The organism is Stakelama pacifica, assembly GCF_004361835.1.
In the GTDB taxonomy this organism is placed as follows: domain Bacteria; phylum Pseudomonadota; class Alphaproteobacteria; order Sphingomonadales; family Sphingomonadaceae; genus Sphingomonas; species Sphingomonas pacifica.
Genome location: NZ_SNWD01000003.1, coordinates 79,477 through 100,138 on the forward strand (window position 1 = coordinate 79,477; position 20,662 = coordinate 100,138).

20 protein-coding genes and 1 tRNA gene are annotated in these 20,662 nt (G+C 60.7%); 6 read left to right on the forward strand and 15 right to left on the reverse strand.

What is annotated here, in order from left to right:
- Window positions 1–91: 91 nt before the first annotated feature.
- Together EV664_RS06195 and EV664_RS06200 are read left to right on the forward strand one after the other, a co-directional pair.
- The gene (locus EV664_RS06195; RefSeq protein ID WP_133494831.1) at window positions 92–1,207 is read left to right on the forward strand and encodes a three-Cys-motif partner protein TcmP; all 1,116 of its coding nucleotides are present in this window, start codon (window positions 92–94) and stop codon (window positions 1,205–1,207) included.
- 2 nt (window positions 1,208–1,209) lie between these two features.
- Window positions 1,210–1,992, forward strand: coding sequence for a DUF5131 family protein (locus EV664_RS06200; protein ID WP_133494832.1), 783 nt, complete (start codon window positions 1,210–1,212; stop codon window positions 1,990–1,992).
- A gap of 6 nt (window positions 1,993–1,998) precedes the next feature.
- Here EV664_RS06200 and EV664_RS19505 read toward each other — a convergent pair whose 3' ends face one another.
- The 5 genes from EV664_RS19505 to EV664_RS06225 form a co-directional block, all read right to left on the reverse strand.
- Window positions 1,999–3,162, reverse strand: a complete 1,164-nt coding sequence (locus EV664_RS19505) for a hypothetical protein (RefSeq protein WP_133494833.1) — start codon at window positions 3,160–3,162, stop codon at window positions 1,999–2,001.
- A 13-nt stretch (window positions 3,163–3,175) separates the two neighbouring features.
- A complete protein-coding gene (locus tag EV664_RS06210) occupies window positions 3,176–3,892 on the reverse strand; it encodes an RES family NAD+ phosphorylase (protein ID WP_133494834.1) in 717 nt (238 codons plus the stop codon).
- On the reverse strand, window positions 3,889–4,302 hold the full coding sequence (locus EV664_RS06215) for an MbcA/ParS/Xre antitoxin family protein (RefSeq protein ID WP_133494835.1): 414 nt from the start codon (window positions 4,300–4,302) through the stop codon (window positions 3,889–3,891). Before EV664_RS06215 ends, EV664_RS06210 begins: the two co-directional genes overlap by 4 nt.
- A gap of 59 nt (window positions 4,303–4,361) precedes the next feature.
- Window positions 4,362–8,594 (reverse strand): strawberry notch family protein, encoded by a 4,233-nt coding sequence (locus EV664_RS06220; RefSeq protein ID WP_133494836.1) that lies wholly within the window; start codon window positions 8,592–8,594, stop codon window positions 4,362–4,364.
- Window positions 8,595–8,697: 103 nt separating this feature from the next.
- A complete protein-coding gene (locus tag EV664_RS06225; protein ID WP_062912871.1) occupies window positions 8,698–9,606 on the reverse strand; it encodes a DUF7146 domain-containing protein in 909 nt (302 codons plus the stop codon).
- A 126-nt stretch (window positions 9,607–9,732) separates the two neighbouring features.
- Between EV664_RS06225 and EV664_RS06230 the strand changes: the two genes are divergently transcribed.
- A complete protein-coding gene (locus EV664_RS06230; protein ID WP_133495058.1) occupies window positions 9,733–10,392 on the forward strand; it encodes a lytic transglycosylase domain-containing protein in 660 nt (219 codons plus the stop codon).
- A 12-nt stretch (window positions 10,393–10,404) separates the two neighbouring features.
- The gene (locus tag EV664_RS19510; RefSeq protein WP_229668153.1) at window positions 10,405–10,602 is read left to right on the forward strand and encodes a DUF5818 domain-containing protein; all 198 of its coding nucleotides are present in this window, start codon (window positions 10,405–10,407) and stop codon (window positions 10,600–10,602) included.
- Between the two features lie 15 nt (window positions 10,603–10,617).
- On the opposite strand, the gene EV664_RS06235 is transcribed toward EV664_RS19510, so the two are convergent.
- The 5 genes from EV664_RS06235 to EV664_RS06255 all read right to left on the reverse strand — a co-directional run bounded on the left by EV664_RS06235 (window position 10,618) and on the right by EV664_RS06255 (window position 15,220).
- Window positions 10,618–11,871 (reverse strand): tyrosine-type recombinase/integrase, encoded by a 1,254-nt coding sequence (locus tag EV664_RS06235; RefSeq protein WP_119084639.1) that lies wholly within the window; start codon window positions 11,869–11,871, stop codon window positions 10,618–10,620.
- A 178-nt stretch (window positions 11,872–12,049) separates the two neighbouring features.
- Window positions 12,050–12,126: transfer RNA gene (locus EV664_RS06240), tRNA-Met, on the reverse strand.
- A 59-nt stretch (window positions 12,127–12,185) separates the two neighbouring features.
- Window positions 12,186–12,695 carry a 2'-5' RNA ligase family protein gene (locus tag EV664_RS06245; protein ID WP_229668152.1) on the reverse strand — a complete coding sequence of 170 codons (510 nt, stop codon included), beginning with the start codon at window positions 12,693–12,695 and terminating at the stop codon, window positions 12,186–12,188.
- Window positions 12,692–14,596: a potassium transporter Kup gene (locus tag EV664_RS06250; protein ID WP_133495059.1), complete on the reverse strand. Its 1,905-nt coding sequence runs from the start codon at window positions 14,594–14,596 to the stop codon at window positions 12,692–12,694. The genes EV664_RS06245 and EV664_RS06250 overlap by 4 nt, the downstream gene beginning before the upstream one ends.
- Before the next feature lie 144 nt (window positions 14,597–14,740).
- The gene (locus EV664_RS06255) at window positions 14,741–15,220 is read right to left on the reverse strand and encodes an Lrp/AsnC family transcriptional regulator (protein WP_133494838.1); all 480 of its coding nucleotides are present in this window, start codon (window positions 15,218–15,220) and stop codon (window positions 14,741–14,743) included.
- Between the two features lie 138 nt (window positions 15,221–15,358).
- Between EV664_RS06255 and ald the strand changes: the two genes are divergently transcribed.
- Together ald and EV664_RS06265 are read left to right on the forward strand one after the other, a co-directional pair.
- Window positions 15,359–16,471 carry an alanine dehydrogenase gene (gene ald / locus EV664_RS06260; protein WP_133494839.1) on the forward strand — a complete coding sequence of 371 codons (1,113 nt, stop codon included), beginning with the start codon at window positions 15,359–15,361 and terminating at the stop codon, window positions 16,469–16,471.
- Between the two features lie 38 nt (window positions 16,472–16,509).
- Window positions 16,510–16,728, forward strand: a complete 219-nt coding sequence (locus tag EV664_RS06265; protein WP_133494840.1) for a DUF3072 domain-containing protein — start codon at window positions 16,510–16,512, stop codon at window positions 16,726–16,728.
- On the opposite strand, the gene EV664_RS06270 is transcribed toward EV664_RS06265, so the two are convergent.
- The 5 genes from EV664_RS06270 to ccmE are packed head-to-tail and all read right to left on the reverse strand — an operon-like array spanning window position 16,725 to window position 20,662.
- The gene (locus EV664_RS06270; protein WP_162848781.1) at window positions 16,725–17,408 is read right to left on the reverse strand and encodes a tetratricopeptide repeat protein; all 684 of its coding nucleotides are present in this window, start codon (window positions 17,406–17,408) and stop codon (window positions 16,725–16,727) included. The two genes, EV664_RS06265 and EV664_RS06270, sit on opposite strands and share 4 nt — an antisense overlap.
- Window positions 17,369–17,773, reverse strand: coding sequence for a cytochrome c-type biogenesis protein (locus EV664_RS06275; protein ID WP_133494842.1), 405 nt, complete (start codon window positions 17,771–17,773; stop codon window positions 17,369–17,371). The genes EV664_RS06270 and EV664_RS06275 overlap by 40 nt, the downstream gene beginning before the upstream one ends.
- On the reverse strand, window positions 17,770–18,297 hold the full coding sequence (locus EV664_RS06280) for a DsbE family thiol:disulfide interchange protein (RefSeq protein WP_133494843.1): 528 nt from the start codon (window positions 18,295–18,297) through the stop codon (window positions 17,770–17,772). The genes EV664_RS06275 and EV664_RS06280 overlap by 4 nt, the downstream gene beginning before the upstream one ends.
- Window positions 18,294–20,231, reverse strand: a complete 1,938-nt coding sequence (locus tag EV664_RS06285; protein ID WP_133494844.1) for a heme lyase CcmF/NrfE family subunit — start codon at window positions 20,229–20,231, stop codon at window positions 18,294–18,296. The genes EV664_RS06280 and EV664_RS06285 overlap by 4 nt, the downstream gene beginning before the upstream one ends.
- A complete protein-coding gene (ccmE, locus tag EV664_RS06290; RefSeq protein WP_133494845.1) occupies window positions 20,228–20,662 on the reverse strand; it encodes a cytochrome c maturation protein CcmE in 435 nt (144 codons plus the stop codon). Before ccmE ends, EV664_RS06285 begins: the two co-directional genes overlap by 4 nt.

Below are 20,662 nucleotides of genomic sequence, written 5' to 3' on the forward strand. Positions count from 1 at the left end.
AACTACCTTCCCCATGGCAAGCCAAACGAATTGTATTGGTTCGCATTTTGTTCTACTGGATGGATGATCAATCGACAGGCGGCGAAAAAGCATGGCAAACCAGAAGTTCTTCGAAGAAAGGACTGATCAATCCGAGGTCAAAGCCCGCATCGTGAACAAGTACTTCTCTACTTGGGCACAGGTCGTCATGCCCACGGTTGCGAAGCGCGGCGGAAAGATCGCTTACATGGACCTTTATGCCGGCCCAGGCCGCTACAAGGATGGTGCGGCGTCGACGCCCCTTCTCGTATTGCAAACGGCCATCAATCATCCGCTAATGTCACAAATGCTCACCGCCTATTTCAACGACGCAGATGGTGACAAAACTTCGACGCTCCAAACAGAAATCGATAGCCTCCCGGGTCTAGGAAAACTCAAATATAAACCCGTCGTGACTTGTGGTGAGGTAGATGATGATGCCGCGACGTATTTTAACGAAACGCGCCTCGTCCCTTCGTTCTCGTTTGTCGATCCTTTCGGTTACAAAGGCCTCTCTCTTAGGATTGTCCAGGGCGTCATCAAAGATTGGGGTTGCGATTGTGTATTCTTCTTCAATTACAATCGGATCAATGCAGGGATCAACAATCCCGGCGTAAAAAAGCATATGGATGCGCTGTTCGGAGAAGAGCGCGCGGACACGCTTCGCGCGAGGCTCCCCGGGTTAACGCCCGAATTGCGAGAGGCTGCCATTCTCGAAGAGCTGGCCAATGAGATTCAGTCGCTCGGTGGCAAGTATGTGCTGCCCTTCACATTCCGTAACAGCGAAGGCACGCGCACATCTCATAAGCTGATTTTCGTCTCAAAGCACTTCAAGGGCTATGAGATTATGAAGGACATCATGGCGGCTGAGAGCTCAACTCTCGACGAAGGTGTCCCGTCGCTCACATATTCACCTGCTGATGCGTCGATGCCGCTTTTGTTTTCGCTGGTCCAACCCATGTCTAAGCTGAAAGAGATGCTGCTGGAAGATTTCGCGGGACAAACCCTGTCACTCACGGAAATCTATGAGCGACACAGCGTAGGCAAGCCATACATCAAAAGGAATTACCGCGAGGCGCTTAGTGCGCTTGAAGCCGCAGAGAGGGTCTCGGCGTATTCGACTAAAGGGAAGCGTCGCAAGGATACCTACCCCGACCATGTGAAGGTCCAGTTCAAGGAAGGGTACTGAGCATGGCGACGAATTCATCAATCGAATGGACAGAGGCGACATGGAACCCCGTCGCAGGCTGCAATGTGGTCTCGCCTGGCTGCACTAATTGCTATGCCATGCGGATGGCGCGACGGCTCGAAGCCATGGGCCAGCCCAAGTACGCAGGCACCACCAGAATGTCTGGTGGACGACCGAAGTGGAACGGCGTTGTGCGGGTTGACGAGGAAAGCTTGAGGCTGCCCGCCACATGGCGCACGGGCCGCATGATTTTCGTGAACTCAATGTCCGACTTGTTTCATGAGGCCGTGCCCGTGAAATTTGTGCAGCGCGTGTTCAAAACCATGAGGGCGACTCCACAGCACACCTATCAAATCCTTACCAAGCGCGCGGAACGGCTCGAAGAGCTCGCTCGTAAGCTGGACTGGCCAGCAAATGTATGGATGGGTGTAAGCGTTGAAAATGCAGACTACCTTTATCGCATCGACCACCTGCGCCGCACAAAAGCGGCCATCAAATTTTTGAGCTTAGAGCCCCTGCTTGGGCCGCTTGAGAACATGAACCTCCAGGGAATCGATTGGGTTATTGCAGGCGGCGAAAGCGGGCCAGGTGCAAGACCGATGAACCCTAGCTGGGTGCGATCGATTCGCGACCAGTGCCAGAGCGCTGGTGTGGCCTTCCATTTCAAGCAATGGGGCGGCGTCAACAAGAAGAAGGCTGGTCGAATGCTTGACGGCCAAACTTGGGATGAATTTCCCAAAGAGCCGCTGCGTAGCGAGGCGGCATTGGCGGCGGCTTTCGTCTAGGATCGATCAAAAATCCATGTTGGCGTAGCGATCGTTCAAGTGCACTTGATAATCGGCATAGCTCTCCATGGCGTCGACTGAAGCCATGGCGCGTGCATAGTCGCCGTTAACGACCTTGGTCAGGTTGAGAGGCAGACCAAAGTCCTGAATGTGTATCTTTGCGGGCTCGAGTGAGCCTGACCAAAGATGATCGATAAAATTCCGGATAAGTGCGATAGCCTCAGCGGCCACGAAATCGACACCCTGTCCAAACTTCAAAGCGGCACGGTCACGCCGATGAGGCAGAAGCATCGGTACAGCCCCAGCCGTCGAGTGGAAGTGGAACGCCTCGCCGTCTTTCCCGAACGCCCCGTGGGCAACGAAGTTTCGAAGCTGACGCCGGACTATGGCCAGCTGATCGTAAAATTGTTTCGTGGTGGGGTCGGTGATATCCAGCGCTGCTTTGAACTTTTCGGCCCATTCCGCCTTTGCGAGCTTGGTGACATCCTCCCCTGTCGCGCAGTTACCGCGAAGGATGGCGATGTGGATGAAGACATGCTCAGTCCAGCTAAAGAAGCATTCGATGGCAGAGAGCCCCAGCCATTTGGCCTCCCGATTGAGCTCGACTGCCGGAAAGGCTACCGTATAGCTCATATCGCTAAGATGGTTGACAATCCGCTCGTCCTTCCGGCCCTCCGCTTCCTGTTGCCTGTCGTCATAAAGATCGAGGTAGAAATTTAGCCGTTCGAACAGATCGGGCGAGCGGTTGACGACATTGAGTTGGGAGGCCTTTGCTGCCTGCTCAGCCCTCCAATCGAAATAAGGCTGCGCCGCTTTGGTGGCCTTGTGGATCAATCTGACAATTTCGGCAGCCGCTTCTTCGTCTTCTGGAACATTGGCAGCGAAGACGCCCAATCCAAATTTGCGGTGTTCCACAAGGAAGGGCCGCCCATCATATTCCACCGGGACTGACCAGGCTACCTTTTCGAACTGACCTAGATTCGTGAAACCCAGCAAGTCGACAAGAAGAAAGTAGACCAGATAATATGGTGGCAGCGTCCGCCCGGCATCGGTGCGCTTTGCGTTGAAGAGAAATCCCTTCGGCGCTCGCATGCTGAAATCTGCTGGTTCTAGTGGAGAAATCGCCTTCTGGGCGCGGGTTCGGACAGTTTCGATTTGCTCGCTGTTCAATGTTGCCCACCTTTCAGGTAGATACCACTCGAAACACGGCACCTGTTCCCGCATTTCGAACTAGGTCGACCCCCGTACCATCCCAGTGATAGTCTAGGTGACGCCCTTGAATAGGGTCTGACGCGCGGTCGGGGTAAAACAGCCCAACACATTCGCCGTTCTGATGCCGGATGCTCGGATAGACCAGACCTTCCGCGCCATTCGCCCTGAGCGTTGCAGCGAGGCTTTGCGATGCGACATAGCTGTCGGGATCAAGCGCAGGATCCTCTGGCTCAATGCCCCTGAGATCACGAAGGTCGGCGTTTACTGACAATACGATTTCACGGAACTGCGAGATCCAACCTGGCGCTTCGGCAGTGCGAGCCATGAAGCGGGCATGATGATGGATTGTTTCGAACAGCGCTGTTTCGAATGTATCCCCCGCGTATAGCACGCCGTAGGTCCCATCGGTGAAGCGACTTGGCCGGTCCGTGCTAACATGCGTGAACGGCGCCATCAGATAGGATGCGCCATTTCCGCCTACCCGGCGATCAGCCGGCACCAGATCGAGATTGCCGATCGTCGCCATAATGCGAGGATTGGTTTTTTGCTCGGCGGAGATCAGCAGCGGCCAATCTGCAGGGTCTGCGATGTCTTCGAACAGGTCAATCGGTGGAAAGGCACTGCGGATAATTCGTACAGCACCTTTCCACTCGACCTGGGCAACCGGAATCGCCTTGGGATCAATCACCAGGCACCACGTTCGGCATCAAGATAGCGACGCACCCGCATGATATCAGTCAGCTCGCCGCCAAGCATGACGTCGAGCGCACTCACTCCGGCAAAGGCGGCGTTACCTGCCTTGATCCAGGCGTAGCCACGTTGGGCTTCGGAAAAAATGATCCTCAGCGCCTTGTGGATACCCATCAGGTTGGAGAGCCGCGCCGCACCATCACGCGAGACACGGCCCGGCCCCTCAGCCTTCCATCGCCGGTAGGAGCGAACCGGCATGTCGAGCAAAGTCGCTGCCTGCTCGTCGGTGAGTTCCCATTTCCCAAACAGGTTCAGCACGGCGCGGAACATCGCCGCTGCTTCCTCCTGAGTTATAGGATCGGGCCGGAAGGCATGGGGGACGGTATCAACGGGTTGCAGTGCCAACATGAGCATTCTCCATATGGCAGTATATATCACATTGAATGCCATTTGGCAAGATAACAATCTCATCCCACAAGTCGCGCCAAGACCGATACTGCGCTCGTCGTCGGGACGAAAAGTCGCGTTTGATAGCGTATGATCTCGGTGAAACACCCATGTGCCTTGTACCAGTCTAGGCGAGACGCCGACCAACCAGTCAGTTCGAGCCGCTGCGCGCCGTTGACGAGGCTGCGCTTGAGCGTGAGCGCTTCGCGGCTTTTGATTTGCATCGGCCGCCCGGTCCCGTTCACCGCATCGACGATTTGCTCTGCCGAAAAGGAATGTTCGTCTTCAAGCCCAAGCGCCTGGCATAGTTCGGGCACGCAATGGAGCGGAACCTCCCGGCCTAACAGCGAGCGTCCGTCTCGCGCCGAAATCCGGCTGACGCGAACATAGTCGGAAGGGAGTTTGTCCCACACCGGGAGCAACAGGCCGATTGCAAGATGCAGTCGCTCACGCTTGTGATTTGAGGCGGCGTCATCGACCTCCGCCTGCCAGAGGCGCTGAAATTCGGTTGGATCCACTGTTTCCCAGTTGCTCTCCTCGAGTTGATCGGCAGTGATGTGTCCGTGCTTCAAGGGACGAACTAGCTCGAAGCGGGCCACACGCATACCTTCGTCGGTGAGCAGACTGCGAGCCGGGACAAGCAACCCGATCCGGCCTGAGCGCGCATTACGCAGAAGTTGCTGACGCGCACCTGACAAGCCGTAGAGCTCGTCGAGGCGTTCGAGACGCAAAGGCTTAAGCGCGCGGGCGATCTCGAGTTCGAGGAGATGCGTAGTCGCACCCGACAGCGCATCGGTGCGCAGTAGCGTGTCGGTCAGCACCTCGTAATGCTCTACCGCAATAGTCTCGACCCCAATGTCGAGCGTGCCGGCCTGGCGTGCTGCATCGATCCGCGCTTCGACGAGGCCGAGAAACTCGTCAAATATGCCGTTTTGCAAAGCAATCGGCAACGCGAGGATGCGATTGAGCCAGCGCTGAATTGTTGGCAGGTCATCGACCATCCCGCCGTCGGGCCCTTCGACCCTGAGCCCGCTCAATTCCTCAAACCGAGAAAGCGTAACGGCTTCCAGCTTGCCTGCGAACAACAGGCCGAACCAGCGATGAAGCGCCTCCTTGGCGTAGGTGCTCTCAAGATTATCGGCAGGATCGAAGAGGTTCTGCCCACCTGTCTGGCGCTGCCCTCGGGTCAGTGCCCCCAGACTGTCGAGCCGACGTGCAATGGTCGATATAAACCGACGTTCGCCACGCACGTCGGTGGTCACCGGGCGGAACAGTGGGGCCGACGCCTGATTGGTGCGGTTGGTACGGCCAAGGCCCTGAATTGCGGCATCGGCCCGCCAACCCGGCTCAAGCAGGAAGTGGACCCGGCGCATCTGGTTCTTTGCCGCAAGGTCGGCATGATAACTGCGGCCGGTGCCACCGGCATCGGAGAAAACCAGAATCCGCTTTGTCCCGTCCATAAAATCTCGCGTTTGGGCGACATTGGCGCGCGGAGAGCGCGACTGGAGCACCTGGCGTCCATCGCGTCCGACGATCAGGCGGCGGGTACGTCCGGTGACTTCGGCGACCTGATCGACACCGAACCGTTCGATGATCGCATCGAGCGCCGTCGCGATCGGCGGCAAGGCACAGAGCTGCTCGATCATGCGGTCGCGCGCGGCAAGCGCCGAACGACAGAGAACAGGAGCACCATTCTCATCACTCATCGGTTCGGACCGGGCATTGCCATTCTCGTCCGTGAACACCGCCATCAGCCGAACCGGGAAGCTTTTGGTGAGGTAATCGACCACGTATTCGCGAGGGGAGAGATCGATTTCGAGTGCTTCGCGTTCCGCATCGGAGAGATCAGCGAGGCGGCGGTTGAGCATGGCTTCGGCGGTCGAGACGAGTTGCACGACAACCGCGTTGCCGTCCGCAAGTGCCGCGTCGATTGCGGGCAGTAGGCTCGGCAACTTCATCGATAGAAGGAGCTGCGCGAAGAAGCGCTGCTTGGTGCCTTCAAAAACCGAAAGCGCCGCTGATTTGGCACCTGAATTGAGGGTTTCGCCACTATCAGTGTCGACGATCCGGGTTGCCTCGAGTGCCTCGCGCAGGTTGCCATGTATGATTGCCCAAGCGTCTGCATACGCGTCATAAACCGCTACCTGGTCGGGGGTCAGGCAATGCTCGAGAATCTCGTACTCAACTCCGGCGAATGAAAGTGCCCTCGCCGCGTACAGTCCAAGTGACTTCAGATCACGGGCGACCAGTTCCATTGCAGCGATACCGCCATCGCGAATGTCTGCGACGAAGGCTTCGCGATTGGCAAAAGCCGTCTCGGGACCCCACAGGCCAAGACGGGTGGCATAGGCGAGATTATTGACGTCGGATGCCCCGGTCGCCGATGCGTAGAGCACGCGGGCGCGCGGCAGCAGATTCTGGATGCGAACACCGGCAATGCCCTGTTCCGATCCTTTGACCTTACCACGTGAGCCTTCCCCGCCAGCGGCGTTGGCCATCGCATGGGCTTCGTCAAAGACAATGAGCCCGTCGAAGTCCTCCCCTGCCCATTCGAGAATCTGCTCGAGCCGTGTCGCGTCGCTGCGGCCCGAGCGTAGTGTCGGATAAGTCACGAAGAGTATGCCTTCGCGCATCCCGATCGGGATACCGAGCTTCCATTGGCCAAGGGACTGGACGTCGATGGGAAGGCCTCCGAGCGCGGTCCAGTCGCGGCGGGCATCTTCGAGCAAAGCTTCGTTCTTGGAAATCCAGATGTGGCGCCGTTCGCCCCTCACCCACCGGTCGAGGATGACGGAAGCGACCTGCCGTCCTTTCCCTGCACCAGTTCCGTCACCAAGAAAGTAGCCCATGCGGTAGGCGTGCCCGTCGGGGCTCGCCTTCAAGGCACAGCCCTTGTCGTCGGGCTCAAACCGTCCCGGCAGATCGCGGGCATGCGCGCTTGCGGCATAGATCAGGGTCTCGGCCTGCGCAGCGGATAGGACGCCCCCAGCAATGAGGCTCGACGGAAGCTGAGGCACCACTTCGGGCACGGGTGCGGTTATCGAACCCATCGCAACGGATTCGACCAGGGGGGTCGGATGCGGGACAGCATCTGCAATTGAGATCCGGCTCGGCCGGTAGGGCAAATAATGCCCAACCTGGCTTTCGATCGGCGCAGGTGCTTCGAGCGGAGTAAAATCAAGCGGCAGGATCGACGGCGCCGCAGCGGTTGGATGGACCTTAAGTGGAACTGGTTTCGTCCTGTTCGCAACCAGCCGAAGCGGCAATGCTGGCTTGATGCCGATGCTGGGCTCGGCGGGCAGGCTTACCCGGTCAGGCAGCATATCGATCAGCAGATGAAGCTCGGCAAAGTTTGCCGGCTGGGCGATGATCGGGCTGGTACCATCGTCAGCCTTGTCGAGAACCAAGAGCCGGGTTGCGATAGAGGTGCCCTGCTTGACGAAACCGCGCTCGATCGTCGCGTTGAGGCGCAACGAGACGGGACCGGCGATCCCGACAAGAAACTTCGGAAGCTCGAACCATTCGGGCATCACTGCGACCAGGCGGCCACCGGGCAGAAGGCGCTTCCAGGCAGAACGCAAGTGCCGATCGCCAGTGCGACTATCGTGGCCCCTTTCGATTCCGTGTGAATAGGGCGGGTTCATCAGCACCACGCTCGGACCCACGTCGGGCTTGAGAAGTTCGTCGATCAGTTCCCCGTCAAATCCCGTGACTGTCGCCTCTGGGAAAACGGCGCCCAGGCATTCGCGGCGCAGCGGCGATATCTCGTTGAGAGCGAGACGCGCAGCTGCCTTTGCTGCCCATACGCCCAGCATCCCGGTCCCGGCCGACGGTTCGAGAACCAGTTCAGCGGCAGAAATCGCGCATGCCTTTGCAGCCATCCAGGCCAGACGGGGCGGCGTCGCGAATTGTTGCCACTCGATCTGCTCGTCGCTCCGGTTGGACTGGGTCGGGACCAGACCTTCAAGGCGCGTGAAAGCCTCATCGGCAAAGCTGGGTGACATTGCAGGTGAGAATTCGGTCGCCTGCGCCAGAAACAACACCTGCGCCAATTCAAGTGCCGCATGGGCATCGCGTACGGACCAGCGTCCTTCGGCGTCGCTACCGCCGAAGTGATCGGCCATTGTTGCATTCACAGTGAGCCGTGAAATTGCTTGATCTGCAACGAGCCGCGCGGCCAGCGCCCTCGCCGCTGCCAGCACTGGCGGCTCGGCGGGATCGGAGAATGCGAAAGCGGTATTTGCGTGTGACATGAGAGACCTCCTGAAGAGGCCCTGGGTTTGTCCGGGTGTCCGTTCGGATGGATCCGCCCGGGGGCCTCACAAGGCCCCAAGCCCGCTTTCCTCTCACCGACATTCAGACCGCAGCTCGGACTGAGCGCATGAGCACATCATTCCAGTCGTCGCCGGTTAGCTCCGGACGCCTGGTGACAATCAGACGCCCTTCGCAAGCGTAGGCCTCTCGCGCACGCTCTTCAGCAAGGTGCCCGCCCGCATCATTGTCGACAAAGAGATACAGCTGGTGCACCGATTCCGGGATTGTGGCCAAACCGAAGCGTTCGTTTCCTAGCGTCGCCCAGCACGGAACCTTGAACATTTGCATCGCTGAGAGGGCCGTTTCGTTTCCCTCTGCGAGGCCAAGGCGTCCGCCATTCGGGTACGCGAAACGCACCGCCCCAGAACCGGGGCTGCCTAACGCACGCCTGGGCTGATCGAAAGAAGCCAAGCTGGTTTTGTCGAGGTCAAGGAAGGAGCGGTGCAGCGCCAGAATTCCGGCATCATTGCGCACGGCTGCCACCATCGCGGGTAGAAACCGGACAGCACCCTTTGGCCCCAGCGGCATATGCGGGTGGAAACGCAGCTCCGGCGAAGAAATCGTGATGCCTCTGGACACGAGGTACTTCTCGGCGGGGCTGCCAGCGATGGTCGACGCCTCACGCCAGAGCCTCAGCGCATTGCGATTGGCGACTTCCTCGCGCGGTTCGGCCACGATCGGACCACTCGTGCCATCGAACAGATCCGCAATTCTTATTCCGAGCCCGGCCATGGCTTCTATCACCGCCTCGTTCGTGCAGCCGGCAAAGCAATGAACAAGAATTGCGCGCTTTCCGAGTGTGATACTTAGCGAAGGAGTGCGGTCGTCGTGGGCCGGACAGCAGCACATTCCGCGCGAACGCGACCAGGCACCGCCCAGCTGCTCGACTATCTTGCGCGCGCGGGTTTCCAGTTGCAGACCTTGGAATTGGGATGATCGGTGTTGGTGCATGGGGGCATCTCCATCGTAACGTGCCTCCACCCGCGCAGCCTCCGCTCTGCGTCGCTGACGTTTCATTTTCCTACATCATATGTTCTATATATGTTCTTTCCCGATTCGAGACCAAAGGATTTGGGAATGAGACTGAAATGGGCAGTAGTTGCAGGGGCAACGACAGGATTTGGGTCCGTCCTCCCCGCTCACGCGCAGGAGATGGAGCCCCCTCAGATGACCGTTGCCTCGGAGTTGACGACCGATGGCTTCCGCGTTGCAGAAGGGACTGATGGCTTCCTTCTCGTCGAACATGGCATTTGGAGAAAGCCTCCAACGGCCTCGTCCGAGCCGCTGGCTACCGATGCGGGTCGAACCTATCTGCCCTATCGATATCCAAAGCCCCAAGGCAGCGCGCCATCGGGCTTCCGTCGGGCAAGCTACCTTCCTCATGTTTACGCTGCTGAGGCTCAATACTCGCTACCAAGCGGCCTTCTCGACGCTCTTGTATGGACGGAATCACGATATAATCCGATGGCCATCAGCAAGGCCGGGGCCGCAGGCTTGGGGCAATTGATGCCAAGAACAGCGCGGGACCTTGGCGTTTCAAATCGCTTCGATCCCAAGGCGAACATCTTGGGTGCGGCCCGATACCTACGCCAGATGCTGGACAAGTTCGGGGTGGTTCATCTGGCCCTCGCCGCATACAACGCAGGTCCAGGTGCCGTCGAGCGCGCAGGCGGTATTCCTCGCAATGGCGAGACACCGGCCTATGTGCGTGAAGTGCTGCGCCATTGGCGTTTTTGAACGGGGGGTGTTGTGAGCGCGGATCGAAGACGCGTCTCGGGAGCTTTGAGCCGTGGTAGACGCGGGTTGTTCCTGACCACGACAGACGACGTCGTCTGGATCATCGAGAGCGAAGAACCCGAATGCGAATTCGTCGGATCAGCGGTGATTGTCGAGGGGGTTGTCGCAGGTCGAGATCGTTTGCGCGCAGACTGGATTGGACCGGTCTGATCGACGCCATAGTTATCAGGCTGCGCGCTTCCCTGCCTTCTTGATGTCGATGACCTTCCCGCCGCTCAGATAGTCAGCCCAGTCCTGCATCATCCGGCGCCGAGGAGCCAGGTATTCAGCGGCATTGTAAGCTCCACGCACGTCGTTTTTCTCCGAATGCGCGAGCTGTAGTTCGACCCAATCCTCATGGTATTTCCTGATCCACATGGGCGGCTTGCCGAACTCGACCAACTGCTCATTGGCCCAGGTGCTCGCCAAGCCCCGGAAGCCGTGTACGGTTTGGCGACTGTGGTATCCGAGGCGATAGAGCGCGTAGATCATTGTGTTCTCTGAAAGCGGCTTGTTTGGGCCATTACCCGGGAAGAGAAACTCGCCAGGCGCTGCTGCTATCATAGATTTCGCGATGTGCGTTGCCTGCTGCGAGAGGGGCACCAAATGCTCTCGTCCCATCTTCATTCGCTCGGCCGGTATGCGCCAGACAGGTGATTTGCCGCCGAGGTCTTCGAACTCGGATTTGGCGGCGAAGCGGAGCTCCTTCGTTCGAACCCAAGTCAGGAGCGCAAAGAGAACTGCGTCACGGGTGATTGAGGACCGCCGTTCGCCCTCTTCCTGGTAGGCATGCAGCTTCTCGATGAATGCGGGCAATTCGCTGAGCGGCAGACGGCTCATATGCTTCACTCGTGGTCGCGGCTTTAGCGCCCCACGCAGATGTGTCGTCGGATCATTCGAGGCCAGGCCACACGCGATTGCGAACTGGAAGACTTGCCCCACCCCTTGCTTCGCACGCCGGCTGATATCGAGCGCGCCTCTTGCTTCGATTTTGCGTATCATTGCCAGGACGTCGGGCGCCGTGATTTCATGAACGAGTTTCTCGCCGATGGCTGGAAACACGTCCCTTTCCATGCGCGACCAGACGCGTTCGGCGTGCGCGGCATTCAACGCGCTCTTTCGATTTTCATGCCAGCGCTTTGCGACATCAAAGAAAGTGGCACCCTCCTGCGAGATCACTTCCCCCTTGGATTTCATTGGATCCTTGCCCTCGGCTAGCAACGCCTTTGCGGCTGTGCGCTTGGCACGCGCTGCAGCTATCCCGAGGTCTGGGTAAGCGCCGAACGAGAGCAACTTCTCCTTGCCTGCGAAGCGGTACTTCATCCGCCACAACTTTGATCCGTTCGGCTGGACGAACAGGAATAGGCCCTCCCCGTCGGCCAGCTTGTAGGCGCGATCACTTGGCTTGGAATTTCGGGCCTGAGTCTCCGTGAGAGGCATTGGGGGTATCGCTCCTTTCCGATACTCCGCGAAAATACCCCCAAAATACCCCCACACCAAATCTGGCTGCATGTGGAAGACCATGGGCGCATGCGGACGCGAATCACCCGCAAACCTCTGCTTTTTTTTCGATTTTTGGAAAAATGCGGAAGCTAGTGGAAGCTTCCGGATCAAGGAATGGTAGCGGAGGAGGGACTTGAACCCCCGACACCCGGATTATGATTCCGGTGCTCTAACCAGCTGAGCTACTCCGCCCCGTTCGGGCTTCGCATCGTCGCGAAGAGCGGGCCACATAGATCGCCCTTCGCGATCGGTCAAGCGAACATGTGACGCGAAATCGCTTCCCATGGCCCGCCGCGATAATAAAAGCTCGCAAGCCCCGCGATCGGCACAGTGCAAGAGTGAAATTCCGCCTCCAGACGCTGTTTCAACGCGACGGCGTCCTTGCGCGCTACCTTGTTCTGCACCGTCACATGCGGCCGCCAGCCGCCCGCATCCTGCGGGGTCAGCATCGGCGCGAACGCCTCGCCAAGCGATTCGCGGATCGCCTCCAGCTCGCCCGATTCGATGCGATAGGCGGTCCCGCCGCCCAGATCGATCAGTCCGGCGATTCGGGCCTGTGGTGGGGGGATGCCGCGCGTCGCCGCCGCCAGACGCTGCTTGAGTTCCGGAAGCAGCGTCGGCGGCAAATGGTGAAACATCGTCAGATGCGCGTCGAGATGGTTGCGCTCGGGCGGGAAGAACGCCTTTCGCTGCTTGTCGAACCAGGCATGATCCTCGTCGGCAAACAATGCCGTTACGATGATCGGCGCCGGCTCGCTCAAATCTCTACCTGGCTGCCCAGTTCGACCACGCGGTTGGTGGGCAGGCGGAAAAACTCCATCGCGCTTTCCGCATTGCGCAACATCCATGCGAAAATCTTCTCGCGCCAGATCATCATCCCCGGCCGTTCGGCGGGCAGCAGCGTCTGACGGGCGAGGAAGAAGCTGGTGTCCATCATCTTGAACTCGGCACCGCAGCTATGCACCTGTTTCAGCGCGGCGGGAACATCGGCATCCTGCATAAAGCCGTAGCGGATCACCATGCGGTGAAACCCCTGCCCCAGATCTTCGCTATGCACGCGCTCGGCATCGACCACAAAGGGCTGGTCCATGATCTTGACGGTCAGCAGCACGACGCGCTCATGCAGCACCTTATTGTGCTTGAGGTTATGGAGCAGCGCATGCGGAACGCCTTCGGGGGTTGAGGTCATGAAGACCGCCGTCCCGGGCACCCGTGTGGCCGAATTCGCCGCCGACTGGATGAACACTTTGATCGGCATCGCTGCTTCACGCATCCGCTCGATCATCAGCTTGCGCCCCTTGGCCCAGGTGGTCAGCAGCGTGAAGACGATGAAGCCGACCAGCAGCGGGAACCAGCCGCCATCCGGGATCTTCGTCGTATTCGCCGCAAAATACGCGATGTCGACAATGAAGAACACGGTGAGCAGCGGCAGCGCATAGCGCTTCTTCCAGTTCCACAGCCAGAAGAGCAGCACGGTGAGCAGACAGGTGTCGATCAGCATCGCGCCGGTCACCGCAATGCCATAGGCGCTGGTGAGGTTGGACGAGGTCTGGAAGAACAGCACCAGCAGGATGACCATGACCATCAGCAGCCAGTTGATGATCGGAATATAGATCTGCCCCGCCGTCGCCGCGCTGGTGTGATCGATCCGCAGCCGCGGGATGAAGCCGAGCTGGATCGCCTGTTGCGTCACCGAAAAGGCGCCCGAAATGACGGCCTGACTGGCGATGATCGCCGCAGCGGTCGCCACCAGCACCAGCGGCAGGCGAAGCGATTCGGGCGCGAGCAGATAGAAGGGGCTTTCCAGCGCCAGCACACCATCACGGATCAGCAAGCCGCCCTGCCCCATATAATTGCACATCAGTGCAGGGAGCACGAACCACAGCCACGAAACGCGGATCGGGTTACGGCCGAAATGGCCCATATCGGCATAAAGCGCCTCAGCGCCGGTCACCGCGAGCACGACCGAACCGAGCGCGAAAAACGCCTGCATCGGGCTGATCATGAAAAACTCGATCGCATGGTGCGGGAGCAGCGCCCAGAGCACCTGCGGCGTCTGCACGATCGAAATGATGCCGAGGATCGCGATGATGAAGAAATAGCACATCATGATCGGGCCGAAAAAGGCGCCGACCCGCGACGTACCGCCGCGCTGGATCGAAAAGAGGAAGACGAGAATCACCACTGCGAGCGGCACGACCAGATTGCCGAACGCGGGCGCGGCGACCGCAAGGCCTTCGATCGCGCCCAGCACCGACACGGCGGGCGTAATCATGCTGTCGCCATAGAAAAGCGCGGTGGCGAACACGCCGAGCAGCACGATTCCGCGCGACCATCGCTTTTCCTTGGTCCGTCCCGACACCAAAGCGAGCAGCGCCAGACTGCCGCCCTCGCCCTTATTGTCGGCACGCATGATGATGGTGACGTATTTCAGCGTCACCACGATCATCATCGACCAGAACATCAGGCTGATAACGCCCATGATATGGGCGGTGTCGAGCGTCAGATCGTGATGGCCGGCAAAGGTTTCGCGGAACGCATAAAGCGGCGACGTGCCGATATCGCCGAACACGACCCCGATCGCCGCCACGGCGAGCTTCCACGTCTTTTGCGTGTGCTCATGCTCCCCCGAATGGCCGGCGGGTCGATCCGCAGGCTCCAGGGGCGTGTCTTCGGTGGAAGTCACGAGCGCTTTGTTCGCGCCGAAAGGTTAAGACAACGGGCCATGTCGACCAGCATAAACGCCTTTTCTATCTCGAAACCGCGGCGCGTTAGCACGCACCACATGCCCTCGCAATGGCACGACTCAACGTATCGCGGGCGCAAGCATCGCATCCGCCTCGCTTCGCGTCTTCACGCTGCGCAGCACAAAGCTTGACGAAATGGTCAGGACATTGGGCAATCGCCCGAGATGTTCGCGGTGCAGCCGCTCATAATCGTCAAGATCGCGACATAATATTTTCAGCCGATAATCCTGCGCGCCCGATACCAGCATACATTCGACAATGCCGTCGATCTCAGCAATCGCCCGCTCGAATGCGGCAAGATCCTCATCCACCTGCGTGCCGAGCGTGATATCGACCAGCGCGGTGACATGGAACCCCAGCCGCCGCCGTCCCAGCCGGGCCGCATAGCCGCGAATGCGCCCCGACGCCTCCAGCGCCTGAATGCGGCGGGTACAGGCGCTTTGCGAAAGCCCCGCCCCGGCCGCGACATCGCTGACGCTCATCCGCGCATTTTCGGCAAGCGCCATCATGATCTTTCGGTCGATCACGTCGATCTGCATATATTCCCCACCTTTGACCCCCGTTACAGGCAATACATGCGCCAGCCCTGCTTTCCGGGGCAAGCTTTGCAGAGATTCGCAACCGGCGCCGATGCTAGGGGTTGGAAGACAGAATATGCTTATAGAGGAGCCTTCATCATGCGCGTCGGTGTGCCCAAGGAAATCAAGAGCCAGGAATATCGGGTCGGCCTGACCCCGCCCTCCGTCGCTGAACTGGTCGCGGCGGGACATGAGGTCATCATCGAAACCAATGCAGGCGGCGGTATCGATTTCGACGACAGCGATTATACTGCGGTCGGCGCGCGGATCGTGCCCGACGCGAAATCGGTCTTTGAACAGGCGGACATGATCGTGAAGGTGAAGGAGCCGCAGCCCAGCGAAATCGCGATGCTGGAACCGCGCCACACGCTGTTCACCTATCTCCACCTCGCCGCCAGCCGCGATCTTACCGAAGGGCTGCTGAAATCGGGCGCGACCTGCATCGCCTATGAAACGGTCACCGGACCGAAGGGCGGATTGCCGCTGCTCAAACCGATGAGCGAAGTTGCAGGCCGCATGTCGGTTCAGGTCGGCGCGCATTTCCTTGAAAAGGAACAGGGTGGTCGCGGCATCCTGCTGGGCGGCGTGCCCGGCGTCGCCCCTGCACGCGTCGCCATTCTGGGCGGCGGCACGTCGGGCGTGAACGCGGCGCAGATGGCGGTCGGCATGCGCGCCGATGTCACCATCTATGACATTTCGAACGAGCGGCTCGCCGAACTCGACATGTTCTTTTCCAGCCAGATCAAAACCGCCTATGCGTCCAAATCGGCGATTGAAGCGGCCGTGGCGAAGGCGCATCTCGTGATCGGCGCGGTGCTCGTTCCCGGCGCGGCGGCGCCCAAGCTCGTCACGCGCGAGATGCTGAAAACGATGAAACGCGGTAGCGTGCTCGTCGATATCGCGATCGATCAGGGCGGCTGTTTCGAAACGTCGAAGCCGACGACGCATGACGACCCGGTCTATGAGATTGACGGGGTGACCCATTATTGCGTCGCCAATATGCCCGGTGCCGTCGCGCGTACCAGTGCCTTTGCGCTCAACAATGCGACGCTGCCCTTCGTACTGCGCATTGCGAATATGGGCGCGGAAAAGGCGATGCAGGCCGATCCGCACCTCGCGGCGGGGCTGAACACCTCGGGCGGCAAAATCCGTTATGAAGCGGTGGCTCAGGCGTTCGGCATGGAATACACGCCCTGGAACGGAACGAATTAAGAACAGACTGCGTTGGGCATCGCGAAAGGAAACCAGCGATGCCCAACCATGAACATCCCAAAGCCGAACCCTTTTCGAACGCCGAAAAGGACCCGGAAAACTGGACCACCGGCGATGAGCCGATGACCGGGGCGCAAGCCTCCTATCTCAAGACCCTGTGCGAGGAAGCTGGCGACCCGTTCGACGACGGGTTGAGCAAGGCGGATGCGTCGAAGCGGATCGATGCGCTTCAGGAAAAGACCGGGCGCGGCGCTTAACGCCCGTCCGGCTGCGCCTCTGCCGTCGCCGCCAGATAGCGGTCGAGCAGGTTGAGGCGCAGTTTCAGCCCCGCGCAATAATCGGCGCTTTCGGGGCACAACGCGGCAGCGCGCGCCCACTGCCCTCGCGCTGCTGCGAATTGCCCTGAACGGATCAACGCCAGCCCGTAGAAAAATCGCGGGCCCGGATGGTTCGGGGCAAGCGCGATGGCGTGTTCGAATGCAAGCTGCGCCGCCGGCGATACCGTGCCCTTGTCATGATCGACATAGGCCATGCCGAGCCAGGTCCATAGCGAGGCCAGGCGCGGCTGATGGTCGACCGCCGACAACATCAGCCGGACCGCAGAATCGGTCGCGCCCTTGCGCATCAGCGCGTCCGCCGCGATGAAAATGGGGCGTTCATAGGTGATCTTGCCGAACATCGCCTCGCGCATATCGACCATTTGCTGGTCGATCTCGGCAACCTCGCTGCTCTTTTGTGCGGGCGCGCCCGGCATGAAGGGATAGCCTTGCAGCGCATAGCCCGCTCCGCCCAGCGAGAGCGCCGACAGCACGAAGGTCCACAGGCTGCGCGATACGCCCAGCACGAAAAGCAGTGCGACCACCAGTGCCGCCACGCCGCCAAGGATCAGCCAGCCGCTCATCGCCGCCTCCGCCGAATGCTGCGCGTCGCGAGCCAAATCCCCGCCCCCAGCAGCAGGAACGGCGCGAGCCATAAGGGCGCGGTCGCCCAGCCGAGCGGCGGATCATAGGTCACATAGTCGCCATAGCGTTCGATCAGCCAGCGGCGAATATCGTCCGGCTTCTCACCCGCGGCGATTCGTTCTCGCACCAGCGCGCGCATATCGGCCGCCATATCGGCATCGCTATCGGCGATCGACTGGCCCTGACAGACAAGGCAGCGAAGCTCCTCCATCAGATCGCGCGCTTTCGCCTCCTGCGCCGGGTCGCGAAGCTGACTATAGGCATAGCGATCGCTGTCACCGGTCTGCGCCGTTGCGGGAAGCGCGGCGAGCAGCGTCAGGGGGAGGGCCAGGCGCTTCATCGCGCATCCTCCAGCGCGGCGAGAATGCCGGGTATGTCATCCTCACGGATCGGGCCGACATGCTGCTTCACGATTTTGCCCTTGCCATCGATGACAAAGGTTTCGGGCACGCCCGACGATCCCAGCGCAAGCTGCACCCGCCCCATCGGGTCGCTGCCGATCCTGGCATAGGGGTCGCCCCAGCGCTTCAGAAAGGCGCCTACGTCTTCCGGTGTGTCGCGCACCGCAACGGCGTCGATCGCGACGCCGCGCTTTGCAAGTTCGGCCAGTTCAGGGGCCTCGGCAGCGCAGGGCACGCACCAGCTGGCGAAAATATTGACGAGGCGCGGCTTGCCCTGATGGTATAGCGCAGGCTCGATCCCCGGCCTGTCCGCCAGCATCGGCTTCAGGTCGAACGCGGGCAAATCCTTACCCACCATGCGCGAAAAAACGGTACGGTCGGCGGGCCGGTGCATCTCCATCGCGACAAGCAGGACAACGCCTGCAAAGACCAGCAGCGGCACCCAGAGCAGCCAGCGCTTCATGGCAGATAGCCCATTTCGATCCGCCGCCGCCGCCTTTTGGTGCGCCATTCGCGTCCCACGCGCCCGATCAGCGCCAGCAGCCCGCCCAGCGCCATCATGCCCCCGCCCAGCCAGATCAGCGTCACCAGCGGCTTCCACCACAGGCGAAGCTGCCAGCGGCCATCGGGATTGCGCTCGCCCAGCACGGTGTAGAGCTGGCCGTCAGCGACGGTCAGGATCGCCGATTCATTCGTCGTGGTCACGGGATCGGAGAAATAACGCTGCTGCGGGATCAGCGTCACGGTCTCGCCGCCTCGGCTGACCGTCAGCACGCCGCCGATGCCTGACCAATTGTCGCCGACCTCCGGCCGCACGCCCGCGAAACCGACGCGATACGGGCCGACCTGCACCCCCTGCCCGATATGCAGCGCGACGAGCCGCTCGCGCGTAAAGGCGCTTTCCGACGCCATCCCTGCGACCGCCACCGCAACGCCGAGATGCGCGATGACCATGCCCCAGGTGAAGAGCGGCGTCCGGCGCAGATTGCGGCCCCACAGCGGCAAAATGCTCGCCACCGCAAGCGCCGCCGCGAGGATCAGCCCGATCAGCGGCAGAACGCTGATGCCGCGCGCAAACGGCACCAGCATCCCCAGCGCAAACAATGCCGCCGCGACCGGCGCACGCATCCGGCGCAGCAGCGCGCGGGGATCGTCGCTGCGCCAGCGCAGCAGCGGGCCGAAGGCAAGCGCTACCATCAGGATCAGCGCGACCGGCCCGATCGTCTTGTCGAAAAACGGCTTGCCCACCGACAGCTGCACGCCCATTCCCTGCGCCACCAGCGGGTAGAGCGTGCCGATCAGCACCACGCCGAGAATGACGCTGAGCAGCAGATTGTTGAGCACCAGCCCCGCCTCGCGGCTGACCGGATCGAACAACGCGCCCTGCCGGACGCTGCCGATCCTCAGCGCGAACAACGCCAGCGCACCGCCGATATACAGTGCCAGCAGCGCGAGCAGAAAGCTTCCCCGTTCCGGATCGACGGCAAAGGCGTGCACGCTCGTCAACACCCCCGACCGAACCAGAAACGTGCCGATCATCGACATCGAAAAGGCGACCACCGCCAGCATCACCGTCCATGCGCGCAGCCCGTCGCGCGTCGCCAGCACCGTCACCGAATGGAGCAGTGCCGTCGCCGCCAGCCATGGCATCAGCGAGGCATTCTCCACCGGGTCCCAGAACCACCAGCCGCCCCAGCCAAGCTCATAATAGGCCCAATAGCTTCCCGCCGTGATGCCCAGCGTCAGGAACAGCCACGCGCCCAGCGCCCAGGGCCGCATCGCGCGGGCAAAGGCGGGGGTGACGTCGCGCATCACCAGCGCGCCGACCGCAAAGGAAAAGGCGACCGACAGGCCGACATAGCCGAAATAGAGCGTCGGCGGGTGGAAGGCGAGACCGGGGTCCTGAAGCAGTGGGTTGAGCCCCCGCCCGTCCGCAGGGGGCGGCCAGATGCGCGCGAACGGGTTCGACGACAGCAGCAAAAAGGCGAAGAACCCGATGCTGATCAGCGCCTGTGCGCCCAGGGTCGCGATCAGCGTGCGTTCGGCCAGCCGCCGTTCGAACAGCGCAATCCCCGCTCCCGACAAGCCGAGGATCGTGACCCAAAGGAGCATCGACCCTTCATGATTGCCCCATGCGCCAGCGATTTTGTAGAGCATCGGCTTGGCGACATTGCTGTTTTCGGCGACCAGCAGCACGGACAGATCGGTGCGCGCGAACAGCAGGATCAGCGCACCCATCGCAAGCGCGGTCAGAAGGCCCTGCACGATCGCCACCGGGCGAACCGCGCTTATGATATCGGCGCGATCGAAACGCAGCCCGATGATCGCCATGGCGAGTTGCAGCAGCGCGAGCGACGCCGCCAGCCATAGCAGGACAAGGCCGGTTTCCGCGATCATTGCGGCCGCGTCATTTCCGGTGCCATCTTCCCCGCCATTTGCGGCGGCATATAGCGCTCATCATGTTTGGCGAGCAGATTGTCGGCGGCGAAGCTGCCGTCGGGGCGGAAATGCCCTTCGGCAACCACGCCCGATCCTTCACGGAACAGGTCGGGCGCGACCCCCGTGAAGCGGACGGGCACGCTGGCTTTTCCATCGGTCACGACGAAATTCATGCTCACCCCGTCGCCCAGCCGGTGCACCGAGCCCTTCTCGACCATCCCGCCCAGCCGGACCGCGCGATCGGGCGACGGCAGGTCACCGGCAACATCGGCGGGGGCATAGAAAAACGCGGCCTCATCCTTCAACGCCGACAGCGCCAGCCCGCCCGCGCCCAGCGTGGCGAACAGCGCAAGGCATGCCAGAACCAGCCGCTGATGCTTTGGCTTCAT

Bases quoted from the DNA above. Each gene is read 5' to 3' on its own strand.
- ald (WP_133494839.1), top strand. From the start codon at position 15,359: ATGCGCGTCGGTGTGCCCAAGGAAATCAAGAGCCAGGAATATCGGGTC.
- EV664_RS06235 (WP_119084639.1), bottom strand. From the start codon at position 11,871: ATGCCTCTCACGGAGACTCAGGCCCGAAATTCCAAGCCAAGTGATCGC.
- ccmE (WP_133494845.1), bottom strand. From the start codon at position 20,662: ATGAAGCCAAAGCATCAGCGGCTGGTTCTGGCATGCCTTGCGCTGTTC.
- EV664_RS06275 (WP_133494842.1), bottom strand. From the start codon at position 17,773: ATGAAGCGCCTGGCCCTCCCCCTGACGCTGCTCGCCGCGCTTCCCGCA.
- EV664_RS06285 (WP_133494844.1), bottom strand. From the start codon at position 20,231: ATGATCGCGGAAACCGGCCTTGTCCTGCTATGGCTGGCGGCGTCGCTC.
- EV664_RS06195 (WP_133494831.1), top strand. From the start codon at position 92: ATGGCAAACCAGAAGTTCTTCGAAGAAAGGACTGATCAATCCGAGGTC.
- EV664_RS06200 (WP_133494832.1), top strand. From the start codon at position 1,210: ATGGCGACGAATTCATCAATCGAATGGACAGAGGCGACATGGAACCCC.
- EV664_RS06255 (WP_133494838.1), bottom strand. From the start codon at position 15,220: ATGCAGATCGACGTGATCGACCGAAAGATCATGATGGCGCTTGCCGAA.
- EV664_RS06225 (WP_062912871.1), bottom strand. From the start codon at position 9,606: ATGCACCAACACCGATCATCCCAATTCCAAGGTCTGCAACTGGAAACC.
- EV664_RS06230 (WP_133495058.1), top strand. From the start codon at position 9,733: ATGAGACTGAAATGGGCAGTAGTTGCAGGGGCAACGACAGGATTTGGG.
- EV664_RS06265 (WP_133494840.1), top strand. From the start codon at position 16,510: ATGCCCAACCATGAACATCCCAAAGCCGAACCCTTTTCGAACGCCGAA.
- EV664_RS06215 (WP_133494835.1), bottom strand. From the start codon at position 4,302: ATGTTGGCACTGCAACCCGTTGATACCGTCCCCCATGCCTTCCGGCCC.
- EV664_RS06280 (WP_133494843.1), bottom strand. From the start codon at position 18,297: ATGAAGCGCTGGCTGCTCTGGGTGCCGCTGCTGGTCTTTGCAGGCGTT.
- EV664_RS06220 (WP_133494836.1), bottom strand. From the start codon at position 8,594: ATGTCACACGCAAATACCGCTTTCGCATTCTCCGATCCCGCCGAGCCG.